Here is a 24,564-nt window from a genome sequence, read left to right on the forward strand (position 1 = left end):
CTGGCCCGGCGCTGAGTCGGTGGCGGGAAGCCCGGGGCGCTGCCGTTCGGGTGCACCCGCCCTGTTGGACGGATACCCTCTCCGTCCACGTCGCTGGTTTTGGGCCGGGCGTTCCGTGCGGGAAGAGAAGGGCCATCCGTGGCTAAGAAGCAGTTCGCGCTCAACACCCAGCCGCATGAAGCGGAGATCGGCGACGCCGTCTACCTGTTCGAGCCCGAGGTCTTGGGTGATGAGTTCCTGGACCGGTACGAGCGGCTTCAGGAAGTCAACCGCCGTCTGAACTTCGACCCGGCGAACATGGGGGACGCCCACCTGTCGCAGGTCCGGGAGGCCACCACCGCCATGCGGGTCTTCCTCGCGAGTCTGATGCTCCCCGCTTCGGCGCACGAGTTCGCCCGCTGGGACGTCTTGGCCGACGGGTCGGTGACCGGCTCGTATGCGACTCCGGCCGACGCCGGCGCCGCCGCTGCGGACCTGGAAGGGGCAGAGGCCGTGGACGGCGGTACCCGGTACCCGGACCGCGTCCTGGTCGAGCTGATGGAGTGGGTTGTCGAGCTGTACGGGGGCGGCCAGCGCCCTCCTACGTCATCCACCGGCTCTGCGCCAGCATCGCCGCCTCCTGGGAGGCGTGGGAGGGCGGTCTCGCGCTGACCGGCGTTGATATTCACTCCTGGCCGCTGAGGGTCATGTTGAGCGCCGCTGAGGCGTCCATGGAGCAGAGTGCGGAGGACGACGCCGAAAGGCGGCGGATCCGGGCCCAGTTGTACGCGCCGCCGAAGGGCTCCCAGGCGGGGCGGCGGCGGATGCGACCGCCGGGTATGGCCATGGGGCAGGCGCAGAGCCTGGCGGCGCAGCTCGCGGCGGAGGACGCACGTCTGACCGGTGGGCACTAAGTGCTTCTGCGGCGCCCGTCGATCAGCAGCTTGCGGCAGGAGGCGCGGCCCCCAGGCTGCCTGACCGGCTAGTCTGGGGGCGCTGCTGGTTCTGGGCCGGGCAATCCTTCGCACGCGCGAGGTTGCCCAGTGGCCGACGACGAGGACTACGGTCGCGGCGTCATCAGGATTGTCCTGGACGACGCCGACGCTGTCGGTGAAGCACGCGATCTCGGCCTGCGCATCTCGCGGGCTCTGGACAGGGCAACTCGCAACGTCGGCGCCCAGATCCGTCGCAACATTCAGCGTGGTCTTGATGCCGCGTCTGTGTCGGTCCGGGTCGTCCCGGACCTGTCGCGGTTCGACGCGCAGCTCCTGGCCCAACTGCGGTCCCTGGACAGCATCAACATCCCTGTCGCCCCCGACCTGACCGGGTTCGTCGAGCGGATCCGTGCGCTCCTGGCGGGCGAGGAGTTCCCCGTCACGGTCGTTCCCGACCTGACGGGGTTCAACGCGCGGCTGCGCGCGCACAACATGCCGGGCCTGCGGGTGCCGGTAAACCCGGACGTCAACGGGTTCAACCGGGCGTTGCACGGGCTGTCGTCGGTGGCGAGCGGCGTCGGCGGGGCGCTGTCCGGCAGCCTGAAGTTCGCGGCCATTGGCGGTTCGGCCCTGGCGGCGGCGGCCAACGTCGCCTCGTTTGCCGCTTCGTTGGCACCGGCGGCCGGGATCATTGCCGCGTTCCCGGCGGCGATCGGGGGTGCGATCGTCGCCACGAGTGCGTTGAAGCTGGCGTTGGCCGGCGTTGGCGACGCCTTCGGCGCGGCACTGGCCGACGACCCGAAAAAGTTCGCCGAGGCACTGGACGGACTCTCGCCTGCCGCCCGCGCAGCGGCACTCGAAGTACGCGCCCTCAAGCCGTCGTTCGATTCGCTCAAGGACTCGGTCCAGGACTCGTTCTTCAAGCCGCTCCAGGGGCAGATCACCGCAGTCTCGACGGCGCTGAGCGGGCCGCTGAAGACGGGTCTCGCAGCCGTCGCGACCGACTTCGGGACGGCCGCCAGCAAGGTGGCCGCCTTCCTGACGTCGGCCGACGGCATCAAGTCCGTGACGCAGGTCGTCACGGGTACTGACCAGGCGACGAAAGGCCTGGGCGCGGCGATCGCACCTGTCGTCGCCGGCCTGACGCAGGTCGGCGGTGCCGTTGCGGCAGCGTTCGGTGGGCAGGCGGGAAGCGCCATCGCCAAGCTCGGGCAGGGCATCGGCGCCTTCCTGACCCGGGCGGCCGAGGGCGGGCAGGCCGTTGCCTGGGTCAGTGGCGCGCTCGGCGTCTTCCGGCAGCTCGGTGCGCTCGTGGTCCAAGTCGGCGGGCTGCTCGGTGACGTTTTCAAGGCGCTCGCCGCAGGTGGTGGCGGCTCTGTTGGTGCGCTGACGCAGATCATCACTGCGGTTCGGTCGGCGATCGAGCCGCTCCTGCCGCTGGTCACTCAGCTCGCACAGCTTTTTTCCACAGTTCTCGGAGGGGCGCTGTCGACGGTCACCGCGGCGCTGTCCCCGGTGATCTCGGCGATCACGAGCGCCCTGCTGCCGCTGATCCCCGGGTTGAGCGCCGCCTTCCAGGGCCTGTTCACTGCCCTGGGGCCGGTCGCCTCCCAGCTCGGGCAGGCGCTCGGCGGCGCCCTGTCCGCAGTCCTGCCGCTGATCGCCCAGCTCGTCCCGATCCTGACGAGCAGCATCGTCCCAGCGATCGGCCAGCTGGTCGCTGTCATCGGCCCGTTGGTCGGGAAGCTCGCGGGTAGCCTCGCCCCGGTTATCGCTCAGCTTGCCCAGCTCTTCGGGACGGTGCTGGGCGCGGCCATTCAGATCGTGGTCCCGTTGCTGGGGCCGCTCGTCGGGATTGTGGCCGGGCTCCTCGGCGCGCTGTCGCCGCTGATCCCGGTAATCGGTCAGGTCGCGGGGGCACTTGGTGCCGCGCTCGGTGACGCCGCGCAGGGGCTGGCCCCACTACTGGTCAGCATTGGCCAAGCGGCGACGACCGTGGTCGCCGCGCTGGCTCCGCTGGTCGGGCAGATCCTCACGTCGCTGCTGCCGATCCTCCCGCCGATCGTTGACGCGTTCAACGCGCTTGTCGGCGCCCTCGTCCCCCTGTTGCCGCCCATCGCTGGCCTGGTCGCGGCGTTGGTCCCGTTCGTCTCGCTGATGGTCAGCATCGCCGCGCCGATTCTCCAGATCGCAGTCGGGTTCGCGTCGTGGGCGATCATCAGTACCGTCGTACCGATCGTCTCCGCCGTGGTGTCGGTACTGACCGGCCTGGCCTCCGGCCTGACCGCGGTGGTCAATTTCGTCGTCGCTTTGCCATCGATGATTGTCGGGGCGCTCACCGCGTTCGGCTCGATGATCACGACGTTCTTCGTGTCGGCCTGGCAGGGCGCGGTAGCCGCCGTGTCGGCGGGAATCGCCGCTGTGATCGGGTTCTTCACTGCGCTCCCTGGCCAGACCTTGGCCGCGCTGGCCGCGCTCCCTGGTCTCCTCGTCACTCTCTTCGTGAACGCGGTCGCGGCCCTCGGTATCGCCCTACTGACCGCCCTGGCCGCCTTGATTTACGTTTTCACGAAGCTGCCGGGACAGATCGTGTCTGCGCTGGCCTCGCTGGGGTCTGCGATCGGTTCGGCGTTCACCAGCGCGTTCAACACGACACGAGCGGCGATCTCCTCGTTCATCTCGTCGGCTGTGGCGTTCTTCGCCGCTCTCCCCGGTCGGATCGGCTCCGCCCTGGCCGCGTTGCCGGGGACGGTGCGTTCGTTGTTCACGTCGGCCGGCTCCGCGGCCCTGTCTGCCGCCCGGTCGTTGGGGTCGTCGGTGGTCTCGTTCTTCTCCGGCCTGCCGAGCCGCATCGGCAGCGCACTGAGCGCCGTTGGCTCCCGGATCGCCGGTGCGTTCCGTAGTGCCGCCAGCGCGGCCCGAGGCGCCGTGGGTTCGCTGATCTCCAGCGTGGTCGGTCTCTTCTCGACACTGCCCGGCCGGATCGTCGCCTCGCTCGGCAACATCGGCTCCCGGATCGTCTCCAAGATCAAGAGCGGGCTGCCGTCCGTGGTGCGGAACGCGATTCCCGGGCTCGCGGAGGGTGGGATCGTCACCGGCCCAGTGATCGCGCAGCTCGGTGAGGGAGGCCGTCGTGAGGTCGTGATCCCGCTGACGAAGCCGCAGCGGGCCCTTCACCTGGCAGCGGCATCCGGCCTGCTGGACGTGCTCGGGCCGCAACTCGCCGCGTACCTACCGGACCGGTCGGCAGGTCCGGCGTTGCCGTCCTTGCTGGCGCCGCCGCTCAGGGGAGTACCGGCAGCTAGTCGCACCCCGGCAGGGGTGCCGTCGATCAGCAACACGTTCCACATCACGGAGGTGGGGGACGCCGAGACCACAGCACGCCGCGTCCTGCACCGCATCGCGCTGACTGCGGGGGTCTGACATGGCACTGGAGTGGTACCTCGCGCTGGGCGGCACTGAGATCGCCAACCACGCCAGACTGGACACCTACCTGGGCACCGTCGGGTCCCCGCTGGATTCCAGCACGGTGTGCGGGTGCCAGACGTTCGATGCGGTCCTGGTGGGCGATGAGCCGTACACGACGCCGGACGATCCGGCCTCGCCCGCGCCCTGGTACGACCCCGCCGTCCCGGAGAGCGCCGAGTTCTGCGGCCTCCTGGTCCTGGACGTGGGCGGGCTGGACGACCACCCGGTGCAGCGTCAGGTCACCGCCGCCGTGACGGGCGGGGCCGCTCTTGGCCCCGCCCGTACCCAGGCGCGCACCGTCACCGTGACCGGCGTCCTGCTCGGGGCGACGTGCTGCGGCGTGGACTACGGCCTGCGGTGGCTCGCTCAGGCGCTCGGCGGGACCACGGGGGCGCAGTGCGGAGGGGACTGCCTGGAGCTGTACAACTGCTGCCCCGCCCAGTTCGAGGATCCTGGCGAGTTCGCCGAGCAGCACCGGCGGACGGTGCGGCGGGTCGCGCTCGTGTCCGCTCCTACGGTGACGGCGCGGGCGGGCAACGGCTGCTCCGGCACTGGCGGGTGCAGCGTGGGTGCGGACATGCTGACGGTGGAGTTCGTACTCTCCGCCGCGACGCCGTGGATGTGGACGGACCCGGTGACGGTGATCGACCAGGTGCCGGTGCCAACCGATGACGGGACCGAGTGCATCACGTGGTGCGTACACGGCGGGCCCCCGGACCCCTCCGTACCGATCTGTATCGAGTTGGCCGACACCTGCCCGGACGGGGAAGTGGGCGTGCCGTTCGGCGACAGCTGCGCGACGGGGTGGCCTGCCACGGAGGGCACGGGGCCGTGCTCGGGCGGGTGCCGTCTCGCGGCGTGCCCGGACATGGACGACCTGTGCCGGGATCCAAACTGCCGGACACCGGCCCCGCCCGTACCGCCCCCGCCGGGCACGTGCTTCTGCCACGCCCTGGCGGTCAACACCGCAGCGTACGAGCTGGATTTGACCTCGTTCCCGGCATGGTTCGGATTGGCGCCGCAGATCGAGGTGTACTCCGGGAGTGGAGAGCTGCGGAACCTCACGGTCACGGTCGTGGAACGCCCTGACGGCACCGATGAGTCGGTGTCCTGCGAGGACATTGCCTCGGCTGGCCGGTGTGATGCCGCGATGGTCGTGGAGGTCGGGTATGTCGCCGCGGGGGCAACGCTGACCGTGGACGGGCAGATCGGCCGGGCCCTGGTCGACTGCGCGGGCGAGTGCGAGACCGCGTCCGACGTGTACGGGCGGGACGGCACCCCGCTGGAGGTGCCGCTGCTGCGGGCGCGGCGGTACTGCGTGCTGCTGGAGGCGGACGCGATCACCACGCCGGCCACGGACGCCACGCTGTCCCTGGCCGTGTCCGGACAGGAGCGCTGACGTGTCCGTAGGGTGCGCGACTCACACAGCGCTGATCATCGACCGCGACGGTGCGGTCGTCACTCAGGCGGACGTGCTGACCAAGATCGAGTGGACTCGGGTCCTGGATGGCATCAGCACGGCGACGATCACCGTGCAGCCGGACGGGACCTGCTGCCGCGCCCTGTCCCGCGTCCGGTCCTGGCGTCACAGCCTCGCCATCTACCGCGACGGGAAGTCCTGTTGGACGGGGCCGATCACCACGCCCCAGTGGACCGCTGACGGCATCACCATCACCGCGGTGGACACCGTCGGGTGGTTGGCGAAACGCGTCCCTCACCAGGACATGCGGTTCACTGACCGGGATCTGGCCGACATCGCCGCGAGCCTGGTCTCGGACGGGTTCGCGCCGGACGACCCCGGCCACCAGGTGCAGATCGTGGCGCCGACCCGTATCCGCGGCGACCGCGCGTACACCCAGAACGTCGGCTACGTCTCCGACCACCTGGCCGACCTCGCGGACACAGGCCTGGACTACACGGCGGTCGGCTCCCGGATCGTGCTGCTGCCAGAGAATTTCTACGGCAGCGTTGGCGCGCTGACGGACGCTGACTTCCCGGACGGCCTCACCGTCACCGAGGACGGCAGTAGCCTCGCGACGAGGGTGGTGGTGGCCGGGCGGCAGGGCCAGGAGAACGCGGCGGACGTTATCGGTTCTGCGGGCGGCGTGGACGACTATTACGGGTTGCTGGAGCAGTACGTGGACGAGCCGTCCGTGCTGGATGACAACTCGGCGTCGGCGGCGGCGTTGTCGCACCTGCGCGCCTCCCTTCCTGCGCCGGTGTTCATCAGCTCGCAGGAGACGACGCTCGCGCCGGACGCCGATGTCGACGTGCCGTCGCTCGTGCCCGGATGGACGGTCGATGTCACCACGACCGCGACGTGCCGCACGATCAGCCAGTCCATGAAGTTGCACGCGCTGAAGGTTTCTGAAGACGGCAGCGGCGAGACCGTGGCCGTGACGCTGGCCCCGGCAGGAGTCTGAGATGGGCGTACAAGGGAGCGCTGCGCACCGCGCGGGCACCGATCCGCTGGGTGGCGTGCTACGGGAGTTGGGGCGTCAGGGCCGTCGGGCGGCGGCCTACCGGCCCCGTCCGGTCCCCGGCCCGCAGGGGGTAGAAGGGCCGCGTGGCCCCCGCGGACACCCTGGGCCTCCGGGCCTGGCCCAGGCCGCTGCGATCGTGGTGACCGGTGTGGACGGCCGGGCGCGGTGGACACCGGACACACCGCTGGACGGCCGGCCGGTGGTGTCTGCCATCGTGGCCGTCACGCCCGGCCTGGAGACGGGGCCGCTGTGGGTGGTGGTTGAGGAGTCTGGCGTCCAGGCGGTGACGGTACGGGTGTGGGGACCTGCGGGTGTGGCAGGCGCGGGTGTTGAGGTGCATCTCGTTGTGTACACCGCGGCGCCCCGTGATTGACGGGTAGCCTGGCCGTGCCGCTGGTTGTGGGCCGGGCACACGACCATTTCGCGGAGGGACGCCATGGCGTCTGCGTGCGTGTGCGGCGAGTACTTCAACGTCGACGAGTCCGGGCAACTCTGCCTGAATCCCGGCACGATGGGTCTGCGCAAAATCGTGCGCTACACCCAGCCCGGCACCTACCAATTCCGTAAAGCGGACTATCCGTGGTTGGCGCGGATCCGGGTGCTTGTGCAGGGTGCTGGCGGCGGTAGCGGCGGTGCCGAGTCCGACAAGGGCCAGCTCATTTCGCGTCCTGGTGCCGCTTCCGGCGGCTACTCAGAAGCGCTGATCGAGGTCGGCGATCTCGGTGACGTGGAGACCGTTGTGGTCGGCGCGGGAGGAAAGGGCGGAACCGGCAACAACCCCGGTACCGCAGGCGGCACGTCGGCCTTCGGCGGGCACGCGTCGGCAGGTGGCGGCGATGCTGGCACCGCCAACATGGAATCCGGCACCGACATGAACGACTCGCAGGGCGTGGGCGGGCCGCTGGCGGGCACTGGCGACTACGCGATCGGCGGCGGCGCCGGGGGCAGCTGCATCCGTCTGAACGGATCGCACGGGTTGTCCGGCGCGGGCGGCGACTCACAGATGGGCTTCGGGGGTGTCAGCCGCTCAGGGACCGGCGGAGGACACGGGGGCCGCGGATTTGGCGGTGGCGGCGGCGGGGCCCTGTCAGTCAACGGTGCTGCCGAGTCCGGCGCACCCGGCCAGTCCGGGATCGTAGCGGTGGAGTTGTACGGATGACCGGCCGGAAGCGCGGGGCGCAGCGTGGCCGACGAGCATCACGCGCGCACTCGTCTTCTGCCGCAGGCACCACTGTCCGGACAGTGTCCGGATGGTGTCCACGAAGGTCACCGCCTCGTCCCTCTCATGTCTGGACACGTGTCCGGACGCGGCCCTCATGTGTGTCCGGACACCGTCCGGACGTCTCCGTCACCCCTGGAGGTGTGCATGTCCCAACAGCCGACCGTCGGTATGCCGGTCCACTACGTCAGCCACGGAACGCCGCTGCGCAGCGATGGCAGCCAGGCGTTCCGGCCCGCTTGCAGGGCTGCGGTTGTCACCGAGGTCGATCCCAGCGACCCCGCCCGAGTCGGGCTCTCCGTGCATAACCCATCGGGGCTGTTCTTCCACCCGCTCGACGCGGGCGGTTCGGTCCACGACGACACCGGCGCCCAGCTCGGTGGCACCTGGCACTGGCCGGAGGCTGTGTGATGGCGACTCCGCTGACAGCCGACCGGCTGGTGGCCGCGCTCCGGGCCGAGGGCGTACACGTCGTCGAACACGCTGGGTGGCGTACCCACAATCGCAACAGCGTGGGGGCATGGGGTGGGGTGAACGGTGTTCTGATCCATCACACGGCGGGCAGTAACTCGCTGGGAACCGTGTGGTCGGGACGCCCGGATCTGCCGGGCCCGCTTGCGCACACCCACCTGGCGAAGGACGGGGCGGCGACGATGGTCGGCAACGGCCGTGCCAATCATGCCGATCTAGTCGCGGTCAACGCTTTCACCGCCGTGGTGGACGAGTCGGCCACGCATCCGAGACCGGATGCGAACTCCGGCACGGTCGATGGCAATCGGTACCTCTACGGCGTCGAGATTGAGAATTTGGGCACGGGCCAGGACCCGTATCCGGATGTGCAGTACCAGGCGGCGGTCCGGTGGGCGGCGGCGATCTGCCGCACGCACGGCTGGTCTGCCAACAGCGTCGTCGGCCACAAAGAGACCAGCGTCGAAGGCAAGGTCGACCCGAGCTTTGACATGGTCGTCTTCCGGGCCGACGTCGCTGAACGGCTCGCCCATCCGGCGAGCTGGACACCCCCCACGGAGGAAGACATGCAGCTGAACGACCAGGTGCAGTTGGGCGATTGGGTGCCGGCGCACTGGCCGAAGGATGCCGGGCTGGCTGACAAGCGGATCGCGGTGAACACCGCGATCGGGTCTGGGTACGCCCACGCTCGGAAGGCCGCTGAGAACTCGGACGCGCTCCTGGCCGAGGTGCAGGGGCTGCGTAAGGCCGTCGAGGCGCTGACTGCTGTGCTGACCGAGGAGAGCTGACATGAGTACAGCAGTGTTCTGGAGGGCGACCGGCGGGCGTGCTGTGCGGACCGTCGCGCAGTCGCCTGCCCTGGGCACCGCGGGTATGGCCGGAGTGCTGGCGGTCCTCACCGCGGTCGCGACGGGCAGCCCGAGCGGCACGACCGGGAAGTCGGGGAAGAGCACCAGGCCTGCCGTGCAGAGCCTGGAGTGACTGCGCCGGAGACCGAGGCCGTCTCGATCTTGCTGGCGCAGTTGCGCGGCGAGATCGGGACAGGCCTGGCTGAGATCAAGGGGAGTCTGTCCGTGCTGGTTGAGCGGACGACGCGGACGGACGCGGATCTCAAGCAGCTGCGTACGGACACCGAGGAGGAGATTAAGGGGCTGAGGGCGGACGTCGAGGCGCTGAAGGAAGGCCGGTGGCCGCTGGCCCAGCTCGGTGTGATCCTCACGATCGGTGCGCTCGTCGCGGCAGTGATCGCACTGTTCGTCACCGGCTGACGTCAGCTCTCGTCGGTGAAAGCCCTCCACCCTGGAATGCGTCTGGGGTGGAGGGCTTCGGCGTGCCGCGGCCGGCCCGGGTGATTTCTTCAGGGCGCCCAGGCGCCTGGACAGGCGCGGCCGACGCTACTCAGCTGCGTCCGGCTGGACGGCCTTCTTCGCCGCCATTTCTAGTTTGTACCGATCCTGCTCCGTCGCCGTTGCCTCGGCCGACACGGCGTTCAAGAACCGGTGCGCGGCCTCACGCCAGGGGGCCCACGCTTCCACGCTGTACGGGCCGCTCACTGCCCTCTGCCGCGCCTCGGCTGAGGCGCGCGCCAGCCTGATCAGGTCATCACTCGGTTTTGCCACGGCCGGATCGTAAACCTCAGTGCGATGCGCTTCGAAGGCGGGCCCCCTGGTGTGATGCGCGTCTCCGGTATGTGCCCTCACCTGGGGGAACGGCGACAATTCGTCGAAGTGTCTGCGTGTATGCCAGCCGTGGGCTCACACTGAGGGGACCGCCGTCCTACTCCTCCCCCCCTGGAGTAGGGCGGCGCCGCACCCCTTGTGGTGCCGTCAGCAATCCAGCTGTTGACTGCTGCTGAGGCGCCTTTGTCATGCCGGTTGGTCACCGAGGGGCACCTTGACTACTGGCTCCCACTCGTACATGCGGTTGTCTCGGTGGATGATGATCAAATCGGCGTGGGTGATCCGAGCCCGCGCGGGCTCGATATCAGCTGATGCGATGGTCTCCTCGAACGGCGTCTTCGGTCCTGTGGCATTGCTGTAGCCGACGGAGACGTGGGGTGTGAAGCCCTCGGCTGTTTCCGGCACTTCGGGTAAGACTTCACCGATCGAGGCACGGATGGCGTCCCGCACTGCGCGGACGGGGCTGTCGGGCTGCGCGGGAATGAGGATCGCCTCGGGGTCGACGACCGGCTTGGACAATGTCACGTCGAAGGCGGGGACCGCGGCCAGGCGCTCGCGCGCGGTACCGACGATCGCGGTCACATCTGCTTGGTCGACCTCGCCGACGAACCCGACGCCCTGCATGGTCAGATGCAGCCATTCGTCGGGGATGGGGTCGACTCCCTCGATAGGGGCCAGTGCTGCCCGGTACTGCGCTGCAAGGCGGTGGACGTCGCCCTGGCCGTCGAAGGTGAGGTGCCAGGTGTAGAAGCGGCGGCCCACAGTCCAGCCGGGCCGCCACCACCAGTGATCGCGCATGTGCTCAGGTCCTGAGTTCATGCGCGAGATCCAACCAGCCTGCGGCCTCTCCTGACGAGAGGGCCAGTTGCTGTGGTGCGGAGTCGGCGCACCAGTCAACGATGGTCCGCCGGGCAGATGCGGTTGCGTTGGAGTCCGCTACAGGGCGGCCTGTCATGGCTGCTGCCAGCTCACGCATGCGTTGCGTCACTGGCCCCATCCTTCGCTCGGCGGGCATCGCGAGGACTGGCAGCAGGGCTTCCAGGACGCCTTCGGGATGACCGCAGGCGAGGAGGGCAGTGGCCTGGCTGATGTGGATCTGGGCCTCGGTGCCGTACGCGCGGACGGGCTGCGCGGCCAGCAGTTCGAGGGCCGTCTGAGTCTCGGCCAATGCCGCCTGGGGGCGCCCGATCCGCAGGTGTACGGCTGCCGCGTAGTTCTCCTGGCGGGCCTGCGGACAGGAGAAGAGCCCGCCGACGTCGTCGCCTCCCGTAGCGTTTTCACGGGCCTGGACGGCGCGGGCCAGTGCGCCTTCGGCCTCGTCGACGGCGCCCAGGACGGACCACGCGTCCGCCTCCTGGCAGGCGAGGAGGGCGCCGACTGTGCCGTCGACGGTGACAAGCGAGCCGCGCCGGGCATGGTTCACCGCATCGCGTAGTCGGCCGTCCCACAGGGCGACCTTGGAACGGGTGGAGTAGACCCAGGCACGGAGTGCTGCGTGACCGGCGTTTTCTGCGCAGAGCCACGCGGTTCGCCCGTGGGTGTCGGCCGCCCGCAGGTTTCCGAGATCGGAGGACATCCAGGCGAGGAGCCCACACACGTAGCCGGCGGACACGTACAGGTCAGCTGACTGGCGAGGTGGCTGGTGCCCTTCGAGGAGGCGGAACACGCGGTCACGGAGCTCGCGGGTACGGCGGAACATAAGCAGGGGATCACCGGTGAGGTAGTCACCGGCCAGGGTCTGGACGTCGGCGAAGAGCTGTTCCAGAGCGATGTCACCGACATTGGTCGACTCGGCCCACTGCGCCCAGCTCGCGGACTCCGCGGCGGCTGCAAGGACTCGGTCAGGCTCCGGCTCGGGGTCGGCCGGTTGGATAGATTCCTGTGAGTGCGGTGTCGGCTCGGGAACGTGGTCGAGGACCCGGAGGTCTCCCTCCGGGAGCGCTCGCCGGTCTTCGATGTCGAGCAGGTCTTCGACGGTGCAGCCGTATGTGACGGCCAGAGCGGCGAGGACCTGAAGGGTCGGGCGGCGGGAGCTCGGCCCAGGCCACTTCTCCCACTTGGCGACGAGGGAAGCATCTGCTGCGATGGCGGGCCCTGGGGCGGTGGACAGCCGGTCGGCCGCCTTCTGCAACGTCCAGCCGAGCGCGTGGCGCCATGCTTCCCGTGGGCGCATGCGCCAGCGGCTGCGCATCTCGACGGCGACCTGTTCCGTGGTGAATCCGCAGGCTGTCATTTCGTGGCGCAGGGCCTCACGGTCGGCTTTGCTGCCCTGCGGTGGTTGTGGCGTCATCAACTCTCCCTGCGTGCGGGGGGATTCGCTCACGGTAGCCACTACGTCACCCGCGCGATGGCGGGTCGGTGATGCTGAGGCCGCGGCACCGTCCACAAGACGCCATGGACTGTGAAGGCGGTGCAGGTCAGGACGTTGCAGGACGGCCAGAAAAGTTGGACACCGCGGCCCGCGACGGGAGGCGCGGCTGTTGGGACTGTTTAGGGACCATCAGAATCACGCCCCCGGGGACTCTCCCGTGCAGACAGCACCCGACGCCCCGGCCGCTCACATTCAGACCCCGGCGACCGCTGACACGGCCCCAGGGCGTGGCCACCCTGACGAAAGCAGCCGACATGATCCACGCTACTGCCACTCCCAGACCGTCGACAGACGTCGCCAGGCCCATGGATCTCGAACAGATGCGGGCGGTAGCAACTCGGTTGCTCGCGGCGGGCGAGGCGCCCCCGGCAGATGGCCTCCTCGCTGAGATCAAGGTGCTGCGCGGCTTCGTCGCGCAGCTCGTCCCCGCGGTTGCCCGGCTGGCCGCCGAACGCCCTGTGAACGATGGGCTGGGGGCTGCGGCGTGGGCAGGTATCGGTGAGGCGCGTCGTCGTCTGGGCCACACCACTGGGCATACGGGGCCAGTGCTGCTCGCGGAGGCACAGCGTCTGTCCCGCTCCGTGGTCGCCCTGTGCACGCACATGGAGAGTTTGGGGGCGGCGGACGACGCTGAGGCCATCGCCCCCTGGTCGCCGCCGCAGGGGGCCAGTGTTGATCTTGTCGCCACGGGCAAGTACTGGGACGCAGTACGGGTTGCTACGGGACTCGGCCGGTGTGTCGTCGACCGCCTGGGCCCGCAGTGCGGAGCTGTCATCGAGGACGCGTACGGGATGGTCCTCTACTGGCTCATCGAGCCCGGAGCGGCCGACGCGTGGGAGCTGCCGCAGCACACCGTCGGCGTCCTCGGACCGCACACGTACGTGGCCGTGCCGCCCGTAGGTCGCACCAGCGCGCCCGGGTTGCACTGGGCCGTCCCGGTGTCGCCGCTGTGCTACCTCACCGATCCCGAGCTGCTGCACGCCGCGCTCACCGCTGAAATCGCTCTCGCATACGGGCCCCGCTATGACAGCTGAGCCACCTCTCGTCGTGCCCGCGCGCGCCATGGACCCCGTCCCGTGCGTCCCCTCGCGGAGAGCCGAGGCGAAGGGCCAGTGCCAGGTCGTAGACCTGGACGGCGAGCTGGCAGCACAGGCATCCACGGTGCTGTGGCGCGGCGACCCGATCACCCCGGCCGATATCAGCCGAGGACGAAGCCGCGCCCATGGGTGAGCGCCATGGGTGCTTGACCGTGCTGGCCAGCCCGAGTTGCTTCGGGTTCCTCGCGTTCGTCGGCCTTTGGTTCGCCGCCTGCGCCTGGCACGACCTCGTCACGAGGTAGCTCGATTGGAACTCGTTCACGGATCAACGCCAACAGACAACGCGATCCCACAAGGAGGCGGTCGGTGACCCTCGCAACGAACGAGAACACGACAGTGAACCCGGCGCTGCTGCACACCGCGACTCAGCGGACCATCGCCCGCGCGATCAAGGACCTCTGGCCCGACAGGAAGGTGGCTCTTGGCCCCCAGTGCCCGAGCGTCACTTCCTACGTCTGCCGGGTCACCGTTGACGACGAGGAGTTGATCGCCAAGTACAGCTGGCTGGGCATCTCCTTGGTGTCCATCCTGCGGGGCGCCGGGGGGACGTGGAAGGAGGTCCAGGAAGCACAGCGTGCGTATGTCCAGAGCGCCGAACTGCTGACGGCGCGCGAGGCGCAGAACCTGGAGTTCCTCCGTAGGCTCGGGCGGCCTCGGGTGTGTGAGACGGCCGGCATGCACGGCGGAGTTCTCCTCACACGGATCGCGGCCGGGACACCTCTGGCTGACGAACTGGCGGCCCGCCCGTGGGACACGGGCGCTCTCCTCGACACGGTCCTTCTCCCCCTCGGCGATCTGCACGGCCCGGCCGGCGCCGAGTGCCTGCGCGGAGCGGCACCGATCGGTGAGCGGTCCGTCGTCGGCGTCTTCCGCCGGAAGTTCAACGGCCTGAGCGCCAACAGCTATCTGCGGGCGCTCGGCCGGGACAGCGGGCTCCCGGAGAACGAGCGCCAGGAGATCGTGGAGCTCGTCCAGCACGCGGTGTGGCGGCTGCTTCGGATAGCAGGCGCCATCTCACCCCGCCAGGACGTCGTCGTCTTCGGCGACCTCAAGCCCGAGCACGTGTATATCGACGGCCCCCGCCTCACCTACATCGACCCGGCCGTGCAGTGGGCGGCCGGGCCTCAGCCGGACATCGCGAAGCTTCTCGGCCGGACGCTGCTTCTCGCCCTCGGACACCCTGACCCGCGCGCTGGACGACAGATCGTGCAGGGGGTCGCCTCCGTTCTCGCGAGACACGTTGCGGCGTTACCCGAGCACGAGCGGACGGGACGGCTCCGTGAGGTCATGGTTCTGTGGCTCATGGACACCGTCAGCATCCTGAGTACGTGTCTCAGCGCGCCGACGGGGCTCCCCCTGGCACCCCATCAGGGGGCCCTCGTGGCGAAGGCCCGGACGGTGGCGGGCATCGTGGACAGGGTGAGTGCGCTCCTCGTCGGGGCGATGGCCGGGCCCCGGCTCCTGGACGCCGCCTTCTCCGAGGTCGAGCACACCGCTGGGAGCCCTCGATGAGCGGCCCGGTCGTGGGGATTGTCGGGGCAGGTGCCGTCGGACAGACCCTCGCCGCCAGTCTCGTCGCCGCCGCGCTACCCGGACGGCTTCTCGTTGTGTCCCGACAACCGGACCAGGCCCGCGGCTTGACCGCCGACCTCCAGGACCTCGCGCTCGCCGCCGGATCGCGCACGCAGGTCGAGCCCGGCGAGATCGCCGATCTGTACGGGTGTGACGCGGTAGTGGTCGCCCTGCGTACGGCCTTCAAGAACACTGCCGCCCGGGACATCCGCCGCGGCGGCGCTGCCGCCAACGCTCCCGTTCTCGGGGCCCTCGCGCGGGACCTGCGCGGGTACGACGGGACCGTCCTCGTCGTGACGAATCCCGTGGACCTGATGGCCCGCCGCTTCGCCGAAGTGTCGGGCTGCACCCGGGTCTTCGGGATCGGGTCGAACCTCGACTCGGCCAGGTACCGGCTCTTGCTGGCCCGGTACGCCCAGGTGTCGCCGGACCTGGTGCGCGGCCACGTGATCGGCGAGCACGGTGACCGCGCGGTCGTGTGCGTGTCGACGACCACCGTCGACAGCCGCCCGGTCACGGTCCCGGTGCACGTGGTCGTGGAAGACCTCCAGCGGCGACCCGCGCTGATCCGTACCGGCATCGGCCGTACCCGCTGCGGGCCCGCCGGTGCCGTGCTGTCCACGCTCCGCAAGACCCTCGGCCTGGTCGACGGCACCGAGGAACTGTCCGTGCCGTACGGCGACGTCTGGCTCGGGATTCCGATGCGCTTCACCGGAGGTAGGGCCGAAGCGCGCCTGCCCCAGCTCACCCGTACCGAACGCCTGCGTCTGGACTCTGCGGCCAGCAGCCTCCGCGACGCCTACACCCATCTCCCTGCCCACACCGAGAGGACTACCCCATGACCAGCGCTACCCGACTTGAGGCTGCAACTGCGGCCGTCACCGTGCTCAGTAACCGCCCGGAGGTCACGGCCTGGGCCTTGCGTTACTTCGGCCCGTGGTGGAACGCCACTTCCGTGGACGCCGCTTCCGTGCGCGCCGACGCGGTGGTGATCGCGGACGTCAACCGGGACGCCTGCGAGAAGATCACCCTTCTGATCCACGACGGCCGGCCCACCGACTCCGTGGACTACGCCAAGCACCCTCTACTGGTGGCACGTGATGGAGAGGACATCATCGCGACATCGCGGGACGAGGGAATCGCGTACCGCAGCACGCCGTCATCCAACCGTATCTTCCTGGCCGGGACCGACGCGCAGTCTCTCGCCCTGGCCGCCGCGCGCCTCGCGCGGGAGGCGATTCGTGGCCAGCTCCTGCGGGCCGGCTGGGCCGTGCTCCACTCCTCCGCCGTCGTGCGGCCGGACGACGGGGCGACCCTCCTCACCTTCGGCGACAAGGGGGCAGGGAAGACGACCACCGCACTGCTGCTCGCCTCTCGTGGCTGGCAACTCCTCGCCAACGACAGGGTGTTGGTCCGGCCGACCGGTGAGCGGGACGTAGAGGTAGTGCCGTGGCCGTCCGCTGCCGCACTCGGCCTCGGGCTGCTCCACTCGCTCGGCTGGGACATCCCCGCCCGGGAGCATCTGCGAGCCGGAGGCGCCTTCCACCCGACTCAGCACGAGTCCGTGACCGAGGCGTTGCTCGCTGGTGACCACACGCCGCTGTGGGAGACCCCGAAGCGGGAGCGGAAGGTCCAGGTGTTCCCGGACCAGTTCCCGGACCTGTTCGATGTGCCGCTGGCAACCGGTGGGTGGGTGGTGGGCCTCCTCTTCCCGCAGATCGACGCAGGCATGGCACCGGATGCTCTCGACAGCACCCGAACGCTGGGGGAAGAAGACTTCATGTCGGGGGCGACGGAGGACCGGTACCCGGACGTTTTCGGGCAGGCCCGGGGCGTGGACGGTGGCGGCAGGGAGAGTGCGCGCGCCGAGGTGGCATCGCGTCTCGCCATGCTGCCGCACCGCGCGGTCCGGTTGAATCACGACATCCCGGCGAGCGCGGCCCTGTTGAGCAAGGTCACCGACGCGGTCTGACTCAACCCGGCACGCGTGACCGGGAACCGTACGGCCCACTGTGCACACCACCCACGGCGACCAAATCGGGTCAAGGGTCGCACCAAGATCGCCCGCCCAGGCCGGAGTCCGGAAGTGCCGGCCGGGGCGGGTCTCCCACCCAAATGCACGAGAGAGAGGGAACACCCGTGACGGAACGCAGCGACACGGATTCCGGCAACCCAATCCAGTACGCGGCACTCAGCGTCAGCGCGCTGGGAGTCCGGGCCCGAGCTGACGGCCACAGCGGCTGGGCAGCATGGCGGGCCATTCGCCGGGAACACCCCAGTATCGCCTGGGTGGTGCCCCTTTACCTCATCGTTCTCGCCCTGCTGGTGGTCAGAATCGGCGTGAGTCTGTAAGGACGGGTGGCGCTGTGAAGAGGACGTGGTCCACCGGGCAGTGCTGGCGCTGCGAGCGGCCGGACGTGCCCGTGCTGTGGCTCGGCCCTGTACAGAGTCTGGAACAGGGCGAGGCCCCGTTCTACTGCTGCGAGCCTTGCGTCCGGCGTCTCGAAGCGCTGGTGAAGGCGCACAACCGCCGGGGCCCCGCCTTGGCCTGACGAATCTTCGTCCCCGAACCGTGTGGCCCGGCCATGTTGCCGGGCCACACGCGTGTCTGGATGCCTGGGATGAGCAATTCAGGCATGCCCCGGACATGCACGAGAAATTTCGAGCAACACCCGCGCGGCGCCGGTCGATAGCGAGCATTCTGAGGATCCGACCATCGTGAAAGGTTGATCCCATGGCGTTGGAATTTCTCGGCAGCAGCAATACGTCCCAGGGCGGCGGATGCCCCTCCTTCTACCGCGACACCGACACGGGCGACATCGTCGTTCAGGGGACCAAGCTCACTGACCCGGCCAAGATCGGCCAGCTCCTCCAGGTGAAGGAAGGCGAGGAATTCGTCGTCGTTCCCGCCGTCCTGTTCGAGTACCACGCTGCGAAGGTGGCCGGTGCCTGAGCTGGTCAGCGGCGAGGAGTTCCTCCAGCTGTTCAAGGACTGCTCGCACACGGCGTTCCGCCTGGAGGTCCGCTCGTCGTACGGCATCCCGGACGAAGACGAGCCGTACCGGCGCTTCCTCGCGGGGAAGGCTCCGGGGCTCGGCTGGTTCGCCCCGTGGCTCGACCTCATGCGGACGGAGACCGGGACGGGGAAGCGGGTCGCACGGGTCCGGGTGATCGACGACCCGCCGTCGGACTATCTGCGGTTCGAGCTGTGGGGGACGCCTCACAACCTCGCGGCCGGAGAGGACATCCGTTACCTGGGCCGGGACCAGGCCAAGGAGCTCGAACTACCCGACTACGACTTCTGGGTATTCGACTCGCGGACCGTGGCCCGCCTTCAGTTCGGTGAGCACGACCGTTTCCTCGGCGTCGTGCTGTCGGAAGAGCCGACCGATGTCCTGCACCATGTGCAGTGGCGCGAGGCGGCGTGGCACCATGCGATCACCTTCGCGGACTACGAGCAGGAGAACACGCCCTCCAGGTGAGCGACTTCCAGACGGCACGGCTTGCCCTCGGCGCGCGGTTGCGAGAGCTGCGCGCCGAGGGTGGGCTGAACGGCAAGGTGTTTGCTGCTCGGCTTGGCTGGCCGGCCTCGAAGGTCAGCAAGATCGAGACCGGCAAGCAGGTGCCGTCGATAGACGACCTGCGGGCGTGGACGGACCTCCTTGGCGTCGCTGAAGTCCTGCCCGAGATGACCGGCCGACTGCGGTCTCTGGAGACGCACTACGCGGTCTGGCGGCGCCAGCTCGCCGCAGGTGTCCGCGCCCGGCAAGAGGCGTGGCACGCGACGGAGAACGGCGCGGCGGAGCTCCGGAACTTCGAATCCGCCGTCATCCCGGGCCTGTTGCAAACTGCCGAGTACGCCCGCCACATGTTCATCCGCACCACCACACTCCACAAGAGCGTTCAGGACATCGACGCCGGGGTGAACGCACGGATGCAGCGCCAACAGGCCCTGTACACACCGGGCCGCCGCTTCCAGTTCATGGTCTGGGAACCGGCGCTCCACATGCTGCTCTGCCCACGTGATGTGATGGCCGGCCAGCTCGACAGGCTGTCGGGAGTCTTCGGCATGTCCACAGTCCAGCTGAGCGTGGTGCCGCTCGGCGCCGAATTGTCCGTCGTACCCACCCACGGATTCTGGATCTTCGACGACCGGCTGGTCATGGCCGAGACGATCGGCGCGGAGCTCCGGCTCACGGATTCGGCAGAGATCGACCTGTACCGCACTGTGTGGGACGAGTTGTCGCGGGTCGCGGTCTCCGGGCATCAGGCACACCGTCTGATCGCCCGAGCGAGGGCCTCGCTCGACCTGATGTGAGCAACTTCAGGAAGCCGCTGGTACGACGGTAGAAATACCGAGAAATCGCCACGCATTGCCGCAACGCGTGTCTCTACGGTGCTGGTCATGCACTCACAGACGCTGAATTCGGGCTCGGAGTGGCTGGCCCTGTCGGCTCCGGATCCAGTGCAGATCTTCCGGAGATGGGCGCAGGACCAGCTCGCCAAAATCCCGTCAGGACGCCTCTGGCTGGCAGCCGAGGCCGACCTTATGCGCTCGGTCGACGCTATGCAGCGCGTAGGGCCGGACCGTCTCGGCCCTGTGCTCGTCAGTCCGTCGGCTGACCTCGCCTGGTTCTTGGTCCCGCTCGACGCCGGCCAGGAACTCGCCGACATACGGGCCATCACCGTCCGTACCCCTCCCTGGGAACTGATCTGCCCGCCCGCCGACTACTACTTGAACGGCCGCGGGTGGCTGGAGAAGCCGGACGGCTCCGGCAAGTTGACCGACCTGGCAGCCCTCGGCGCTGCGTTCGGACCGGGCGGGCCGATGCACCTGCCGGTCTCGGCGTTCGTATGACGACGAAGTCTGCGGACCTGCCGGACTTCGAGTCCCTGACCACGTGCCAGCAGCGCGGTGGCAGGTGCGTGTTCTGCGGCGCCGGCCTGCGCTCGGGATTCCTCCGTGACCTGGGGGAGCGCGTACGCGAGGTGTACGGGAGCAGCGTCCGCTGGTTCCCCCGGTCCTGTCTCACCTGCCCGACGAAAGGAAAGCTGTGACGACCCTGACGACCGACACGCGCGTGTACTCGGAGATGCCGACGGCCAGTGTGCGGTTGGTGGCCCATGGATGAGACGGCGATCCGGCGGGACTGCGCCGAGGCTCACGCTATGGCGACAGACGCCCTGGCCGATGGGGTGGAGCCGCCGCCAGCGCAGGTGCAGCGGCTGCGGGACGCCCTGTCGGGACACGTGCGACGGCTGGTCGACGTGGTGAGCCAGGAGTTCGCCGACGCTGCCCCCGGACCGCTGCGCGACGTCGTCACCAAGACCCTCGGCCTCGCAGAGGGCATTCTGACCCACCCGGTCCGGGGCAGCGTGCTGGACCTGCTGGCCATGCCCCCGGTGGTGCGGCTACTGACGCTGATGCACGAGGAGCCGGAGGTGTTCGGTGCCGCGCCGGAACATCCCGCCCTCGAAGGGTGGGGGACTCGCGATGCTGTGTGACCGATGCGAGCAGCCGGTGGCGAAGGGCCAGGCCGAGGAGCTGACCCAGTACGGGGCGTCCGGCCCGGGTGGGACCGTCGTCGTACACAGGGGGGGCTGCCCGGGGAAGCCCCCGCCGCGCCAGACCTATCCGGAGTCCCCGCGGTGCTGGTGAGCCGCACGCCCAGCCTGCGAAGACCATGCGAAGACCAACCGCCTTGCTGAGTTCCCGGGCCGGCTCGTCACACAGCGGACCGGGTCGGGGAGGGCGGGCGTCCGACGGCGAGCAGTACTGGGCGCCCGCGCCGAACCCCGGGACTTGACTCGACGCGAAGGCGGCGGCGATTAACGTTGCGTGCTTCGGCGACCGCCGTCCTCGATTCCGCGTGTCACACCCAGCCGCACTCTCACTCCCGGGCGGCTGAGGGCGTCTGTGCTGAGATCCAGCCATGTCGGCACCAGCGACCGCGCGGCAGGAAATGCAGCTCAGCGGGTGTGCGCCCATGGGCGCACGTGGGCGCGCCATTTCGGGTCGGGACGGGTCGGGACGGGGCGGGGCGGGGGAGCAATCGGCAGGTCAGAGCAAAGACGCTGGTCAGGATGATGTCCGGCTCCGGTTCAAGTCCGGTTCCGGGCACTTCGCCAGTTCCTGTGTGTCCGCTGGGAGAGCATCCCGCACTGATGTCGCGATTGTCCGGGTTCGCCGCGGAAAGATCCTTCTCAGGCAGTAGGGCCTTCTCTTTGCTGTCCCATTACTCTTGCCCTGAGGCCACGCACCGTGGCCACTGAGGAGTGAGATGAGGAGCAGCAACCCGGTCTTCTCGCGACGGGGCTTCAGCCGCGACAACGGCTACGCGGGCTTCAACGCGGCACCGCAGGCCGGGGGCCCCGCGGTAGGGACCAACCCGTACGCGACGAATCCGTATGCCACGAATCCGTACGCGCCCGACCCGCACGGCCCGCAGGCGCCCGCCCGTACCAACGCGATGACGATGGACGACGTCGTCTCCCGCACGGCCATGACGCTCGGCACCGTCGCGGTCGCCGCCGTACTGGCCTGGACGCTGCTGCCGGTCTCCACCACCAGCTACGGGCTGGCCTTCGGCTCCGCGCTGGTCGCCTTCGTGCTGGCCATGGTGCAGTCCTTCAAGCGCACGCCGGTGCCCGCGCTGATCCTCGGTTACGCGTTCTTCGAGGGCATCTTCCTCGGCGTGATCAGCGAGATGTACAACAGCCAGTGGGCGGGTGCGCCCTTCCAGGCGGTGCTGGGCACGATGGCGGTCTCGGGCGCCACGCTGTTCATGTACAAGCAGCGCTGGATCCGGGTGACCGCGCGCTACGCCCGCATGGGCATGACCGTCGCCTTCGCGTTCATGGGGCTCCTGCTGGTCAATCTGCTGCTGGTCGTCACCGGGGTGGCCGACCAGGGCGGGCTGCGCAGCTTCGGTCCGCTCGGTGCGCTCGTCGGGATCGCGGCGATCCTGATCGGCTGCTTCTTCCTGACGCTGGACTTCAAGCAGATCGAGGACGGCATCGCCTTCGGCGCCCCGCGCGAGGAGTCGTGGCTGGCCGCCTTCGGTCTGACGGTGTCGCTCGTGTGGATCTACACGGAGATGCTGCGGCTCGTTGCGATCTTCAGCGGTGACTAGCAGGAAGTACTGAGGCGACGTCAGGGGACTGACGTGTACCCGCCGATGGCCGCCCGGACCTGGTCCGGGCGGCCATCGCTGTTCCACCGTCAGCCGCGGCTCCTGGGGTGCCCCGTGGTGACCTCGATCGAGTCGATCAGCAGCTTCCGGTAGTACGCGGGCACGCTCTCCAGCGCCCAGGTCGACGCGACGTCGATCCGGACGTAGCGGGCCCTGGTGTCGAGGTCGATGAAGCGCACCGCCTTCGCGCTCTCCAGCTCCGCGCTCGCGATCACGGTCGACCAGTTCCGGCCGTCGCGGCTGACCTGGACCCCGTACTCCTTGATCCGGGCCGAGTCCTCCTTGCGCCCGAAGGTCTCGCGGTTCTGCGTCGGGGACCACTCGTGGTGGTTGACGCCGAGGCAGGCGACGTTGCGCACCTCGCCGAGGTCGAGGGTGATCGAGACCGGGATGGTGTCGTCGGCGTCCCAGTACGTGGTGAAGTCACCGTCCACCAGGTTCGACGCGGGGAACCCGGCCTTCGACGAGGTGGCGGTGGCGCGGACCCGGTGGCCCGGCAGGACGAAGGCGCGGTCACCGGTGGTCCTGATGCGGAAGACGGTGTCGTAGTCGTCCCACGTGGAGACGGAACGGATCGTCAGGGTGCCGTTCTCCTGGACGAACGGCATCCGCCGGCCGGTGCGCAGGTCCTCGACGCGGGTGATCCGGTAGCCGTTGTCGCGGACCCGTACGAAGGTGTCCGACGTGGGGCGGGTGGTGACGTGCAGGTACTGGAGCCGGGGGTCGTGCCGGGCCACGGTGACCGCGGCGAACGCCCCGTCGTTCAGCCAGCCGGGCTGCAGGCCGCCGTACATGTAGCCGCCGCCCTCGGTGCCGTCGACGGACTCCCACATGCCGTCGAACCAGTCGGCGACGTAGTTGTTGAACGCCTCGATGTTCGGGGTGAAGCGGCCACTGTGCTGGGCGCCCTCGGCTATCAGCGAGCGGATCGAGGCGCCCACGTTGCTGATCACCCGGCGGATGGTCAGCGGGTAGTCGACGGTGTTGTTCTTGCCCTCGTACCACCAGTTGCCGCCGACCGTGAAGCAGCCCTCGGCCAGCCGCGGCAGCGGTGTCCAGGTGGCCGCCGAGTAGTCGTAGTCCGGCAGCATCCCCTTCTTCTGCTCATGGCTGACCATGTCCATGATCGGGGTGTCCTCGTTGTTGTTGCTGAGCGTCATGTCCGGGCGCTCGGTGCGGATGCGCTCGTAGAGCTTGTTGCGCTCCCAGTACTCGTTGTCGTTGTCGATCCAGAAACCCGCCAACTCCGGGTAGTTCCGCATGAGTTCGACGAAGACGTCGTAGGAGTACTCGCCGAAGCCCTCGCGGGTGGTGAGGTCGACGGCCTTGCCCTTGTACGCGGAGTAGGCGGCCGAGTCCAGGCACTCGGTCCCGGTGGCGTCGTGCCACTGGGGGTCGTCGGTGACGTAACAGATGACCTTCAGGCCGCGCTTCTTCGCCGCCGCGATCAGTTCGCCCAGGAAGTCGCGCCGGGTGGAGCCGCTGCCCGGGATCTGCGAGGGCCAGGCGCGGGCGTAGCCGAGGCGGCTGTGGAAGGTCACCAGGACCAGGTAGGACGCCTTGAGCTTGAGCGCTTCCCGGACCCAGTACTCGGCGGTCCAGCCGGAGCCGGTGACCTCCGCCTCCCACGCGGCGGCATCGGTGAAGGCGGGGGCGGTGAACATGCCCCAGTGCAGGAAGAGACCGGTGCGGGCGGTACGCAGCCAGGGGTGTTCCCGGTACAGCGGCGGGGTCGGGGCGGCGGGGGCGGTCAGGCCGGTGGACGACCGGGCGGCGGACGGCCCGGTGACGGACGCCGGGGCGGCGAACGCGGGTGCGGCGGCGCCCAGGCCGGTCGCGGCGCCGGCCACGGTGATGCTCGCGGCCAGGAAGCCTCTTCTGCCGATGGTGCTCATACGGTGTGCTCCTCGGGTGCGGTGGGGGTACGGGACCGGACAAGCGCCGGGGACGGGTGGAGCGTCTCCCCGGAGGTCATGAGGGCATGGCGAAGGTGCGCGCCGTGGGGGTGGCCGCGGCGGTGGTGGTAGGGGGCGTGGTGGGTGGCGGCGGTGGTGGGCGGGGGCGTGGTGGTGGGTGCGCCGCGGGGGTGGCGGTAGGGGA

At 69.3% G+C, this 24,564-nt stretch carries 29 protein-coding genes; 24 read left to right on the forward strand and 5 right to left on the reverse strand.

What is annotated here, in order from left to right; genetic code table 11:
* Positions 1-138: 138 nt before the first annotated feature.
* The 10 genes from NBY69_RS18425 to NBY69_RS18470 all read left to right on the forward strand — a co-directional run bounded on the left by NBY69_RS18425 (position 139) and on the right by NBY69_RS18470 (position 9,820).
* The gene (locus NBY69_RS18425; protein ID WP_250302100.1) at positions 139-651 is read left to right on the forward strand and encodes a hypothetical protein; all 513 of its coding nucleotides are present in this window, start codon (positions 139-141) and stop codon (positions 649-651) included.
* Between the two features lie 35 nt (positions 652-686).
* Complete coding sequence (locus tag NBY69_RS18430; RefSeq protein ID WP_250302101.1) at positions 687-893, forward strand: hypothetical protein; 207 nt, start codon at positions 687-689, stop codon at positions 891-893.
* A gap of 129 nt (positions 894-1,022) precedes the next feature.
* The gene (locus NBY69_RS18435) at positions 1,023-4,337 is read left to right on the forward strand and encodes a hypothetical protein (protein ID WP_250302102.1); all 3,315 of its coding nucleotides are present in this window, start codon (positions 1,023-1,025) and stop codon (positions 4,335-4,337) included.
* A 1-nt stretch (position 4,338) separates the two neighbouring features.
* Complete coding sequence (locus NBY69_RS18440; RefSeq protein ID WP_250302103.1) at positions 4,339-5,781, forward strand: hypothetical protein; 1,443 nt, start codon at positions 4,339-4,341, stop codon at positions 5,779-5,781.
* 1 nt (position 5,782) lies between these two features.
* Positions 5,783-6,805 carry a hypothetical protein gene (locus NBY69_RS18445; RefSeq protein ID WP_250302104.1) on the forward strand — a complete coding sequence of 341 codons (1,023 nt, stop codon included), beginning with the start codon at positions 5,783-5,785 and terminating at the stop codon, positions 6,803-6,805.
* Between the two features lie 496 nt (positions 6,806-7,301).
* On the forward strand, positions 7,302-8,024 hold the full coding sequence (locus NBY69_RS18450; RefSeq protein ID WP_250302105.1) for a hypothetical protein: 723 nt from the start codon (positions 7,302-7,304) through the stop codon (positions 8,022-8,024).
* A 207-nt stretch (positions 8,025-8,231) separates the two neighbouring features.
* Positions 8,232-8,495, forward strand: coding sequence for a hypothetical protein (locus NBY69_RS18455; RefSeq protein ID WP_250302106.1), 264 nt, complete (start codon positions 8,232-8,234; stop codon positions 8,493-8,495).
* On the forward strand, positions 8,495-9,340 hold the full coding sequence (locus tag NBY69_RS18460; protein WP_250302107.1) for an N-acetylmuramoyl-L-alanine amidase: 846 nt from the start codon (positions 8,495-8,497) through the stop codon (positions 9,338-9,340). The genes NBY69_RS18455 and NBY69_RS18460 overlap by 1 nt, the downstream gene beginning before the upstream one ends.
* A 1-nt stretch (position 9,341) precedes the next feature.
* Complete coding sequence (locus NBY69_RS18465) at positions 9,342-9,533, forward strand: hypothetical protein (RefSeq protein ID WP_250302108.1); 192 nt, start codon at positions 9,342-9,344, stop codon at positions 9,531-9,533.
* Complete coding sequence (locus tag NBY69_RS18470) at positions 9,530-9,820, forward strand: hypothetical protein (protein WP_250302109.1); 291 nt, start codon at positions 9,530-9,532, stop codon at positions 9,818-9,820. Before NBY69_RS18465 ends, NBY69_RS18470 begins: the two co-directional genes overlap by 4 nt.
* Before the next feature lie 126 nt (positions 9,821-9,946).
* Here the strand turns inward: NBY69_RS18470 and NBY69_RS18475 are convergent, their stop codons facing one another.
* From NBY69_RS18475 to NBY69_RS18485, 3 genes are all read right to left on the reverse strand, one after another.
* Complete coding sequence (locus NBY69_RS18475; protein ID WP_250302110.1) at positions 9,947-10,171, reverse strand: hypothetical protein; 225 nt, start codon at positions 10,169-10,171, stop codon at positions 9,947-9,949.
* Between the two features lie 246 nt (positions 10,172-10,417).
* A complete protein-coding gene (locus NBY69_RS18480) occupies positions 10,418-11,029 on the reverse strand; it encodes a 2'-5' RNA ligase family protein (RefSeq protein WP_250302111.1) in 612 nt (203 codons plus the stop codon).
* 4 nt (positions 11,030-11,033) lie between these two features.
* Entirely contained in the window at positions 11,034-12,521 is a 1,488-nt protein-coding gene (locus NBY69_RS18485) for a helix-turn-helix domain-containing protein (protein WP_250302112.1), read from the reverse strand.
* A gap of 386 nt (positions 12,522-12,907) precedes the next feature.
* Here NBY69_RS18485 and NBY69_RS18490 point away from each other — a divergent pair, with 386 nt between their 5' ends.
* From NBY69_RS18490 to NBY69_RS18555, 14 genes are all read left to right on the forward strand, one after another.
* Complete coding sequence (locus NBY69_RS18490; protein ID WP_250302113.1) at positions 12,908-13,636, forward strand: DUF6415 family natural product biosynthesis protein; 729 nt, start codon at positions 12,908-12,910, stop codon at positions 13,634-13,636.
* Complete coding sequence (locus NBY69_RS18495; protein ID WP_250302114.1) at positions 13,626-13,832, forward strand: hypothetical protein; 207 nt, start codon at positions 13,626-13,628, stop codon at positions 13,830-13,832. Before NBY69_RS18490 ends, NBY69_RS18495 begins: the two co-directional genes overlap by 11 nt.
* Positions 13,833-14,005: 173 nt before the next feature.
* A complete protein-coding gene (locus tag NBY69_RS18500) occupies positions 14,006-15,211 on the forward strand; it encodes a hypothetical protein (protein ID WP_250302115.1) in 1,206 nt (401 codons plus the stop codon).
* The gene (locus NBY69_RS18505; protein WP_250302116.1) at positions 15,208-16,113 is read left to right on the forward strand and encodes a lactate/malate family dehydrogenase; all 906 of its coding nucleotides are present in this window, start codon (positions 15,208-15,210) and stop codon (positions 16,111-16,113) included. The genes NBY69_RS18500 and NBY69_RS18505 overlap by 4 nt, the downstream gene beginning before the upstream one ends.
* Positions 16,110-17,243, forward strand: a complete 1,134-nt coding sequence (locus NBY69_RS18510; protein WP_250302117.1) for a hypothetical protein — start codon at positions 16,110-16,112, stop codon at positions 17,241-17,243. Before NBY69_RS18505 ends, NBY69_RS18510 begins: the two co-directional genes overlap by 4 nt.
* Positions 17,244-17,410: 167 nt before the next feature.
* Positions 17,411-17,623: a hypothetical protein gene (locus tag NBY69_RS18515; RefSeq protein ID WP_250302118.1), complete on the forward strand. Its 213-nt coding sequence runs from the start codon at positions 17,411-17,413 to the stop codon at positions 17,621-17,623.
* Positions 17,624-17,637: 14 nt separating this feature from the next.
* A complete protein-coding gene (locus tag NBY69_RS18520; RefSeq protein ID WP_250302119.1) occupies positions 17,638-17,823 on the forward strand; it encodes a hypothetical protein in 186 nt (61 codons plus the stop codon).
* Positions 17,824-18,005: 182 nt separating this feature from the next.
* Positions 18,006-18,224: a hypothetical protein gene (locus tag NBY69_RS18525; RefSeq protein ID WP_250302120.1), complete on the forward strand. Its 219-nt coding sequence runs from the start codon at positions 18,006-18,008 to the stop codon at positions 18,222-18,224.
* Positions 18,217-18,753, forward strand: coding sequence for a DUF6879 family protein (locus tag NBY69_RS18530; protein ID WP_250302121.1), 537 nt, complete (start codon positions 18,217-18,219; stop codon positions 18,751-18,753). The genes NBY69_RS18525 and NBY69_RS18530 overlap by 8 nt, the downstream gene beginning before the upstream one ends.
* On the forward strand, positions 18,750-19,589 hold the full coding sequence (locus tag NBY69_RS18535; RefSeq protein ID WP_250302122.1) for a helix-turn-helix transcriptional regulator: 840 nt from the start codon (positions 18,750-18,752) through the stop codon (positions 19,587-19,589). Before NBY69_RS18530 ends, NBY69_RS18535 begins: the two co-directional genes overlap by 4 nt.
* A gap of 87 nt (positions 19,590-19,676) precedes the next feature.
* Positions 19,677-20,129, forward strand: coding sequence for a hypothetical protein (locus NBY69_RS18540; RefSeq protein ID WP_250302123.1), 453 nt, complete (start codon positions 19,677-19,679; stop codon positions 20,127-20,129).
* The gene (locus tag NBY69_RS18545; protein WP_250302124.1) at positions 20,126-20,329 is read left to right on the forward strand and encodes a hypothetical protein; all 204 of its coding nucleotides are present in this window, start codon (positions 20,126-20,128) and stop codon (positions 20,327-20,329) included. Before NBY69_RS18540 ends, NBY69_RS18545 begins: the two co-directional genes overlap by 4 nt.
* Before the next feature lie 111 nt (positions 20,330-20,440).
* Positions 20,441-20,776 (forward strand): DUF6415 family natural product biosynthesis protein, encoded by a 336-nt coding sequence (locus tag NBY69_RS18550; RefSeq protein WP_250302125.1) that lies wholly within the window; start codon positions 20,441-20,443, stop codon positions 20,774-20,776.
* A gap of 776 nt (positions 20,777-21,552) precedes the next feature.
* Positions 21,553-22,404: a Bax inhibitor-1/YccA family protein gene (locus tag NBY69_RS18555; protein WP_250302126.1), complete on the forward strand. Its 852-nt coding sequence runs from the start codon at positions 21,553-21,555 to the stop codon at positions 22,402-22,404.
* Positions 22,405-22,493: 89 nt separating this feature from the next.
* Here the strand turns inward: NBY69_RS18555 and NBY69_RS18560 are convergent, their stop codons facing one another.
* Both NBY69_RS18560 and NBY69_RS18565 read right to left on the reverse strand, forming a co-directional pair.
* Positions 22,494-24,359 (reverse strand): discoidin domain-containing protein, encoded by a 1,866-nt coding sequence (locus tag NBY69_RS18560; RefSeq protein WP_250302128.1) that lies wholly within the window; start codon positions 24,357-24,359, stop codon positions 22,494-22,496.
* On the reverse strand, positions 24,356-24,564 hold a 209-nt coding region (locus tag NBY69_RS18565; RefSeq protein ID WP_374211295.1), incomplete at its 5' end, for a hypothetical protein. The genes NBY69_RS18565 and NBY69_RS18560, both read right to left, overlap by 4 nt.

Source organism: Streptomyces sp. A 4/2 (genome assembly GCF_940670765.1).
In the GTDB taxonomy this organism is placed as follows: domain Bacteria; phylum Actinomycetota; class Actinomycetes; order Streptomycetales; family Streptomycetaceae; genus Streptomyces.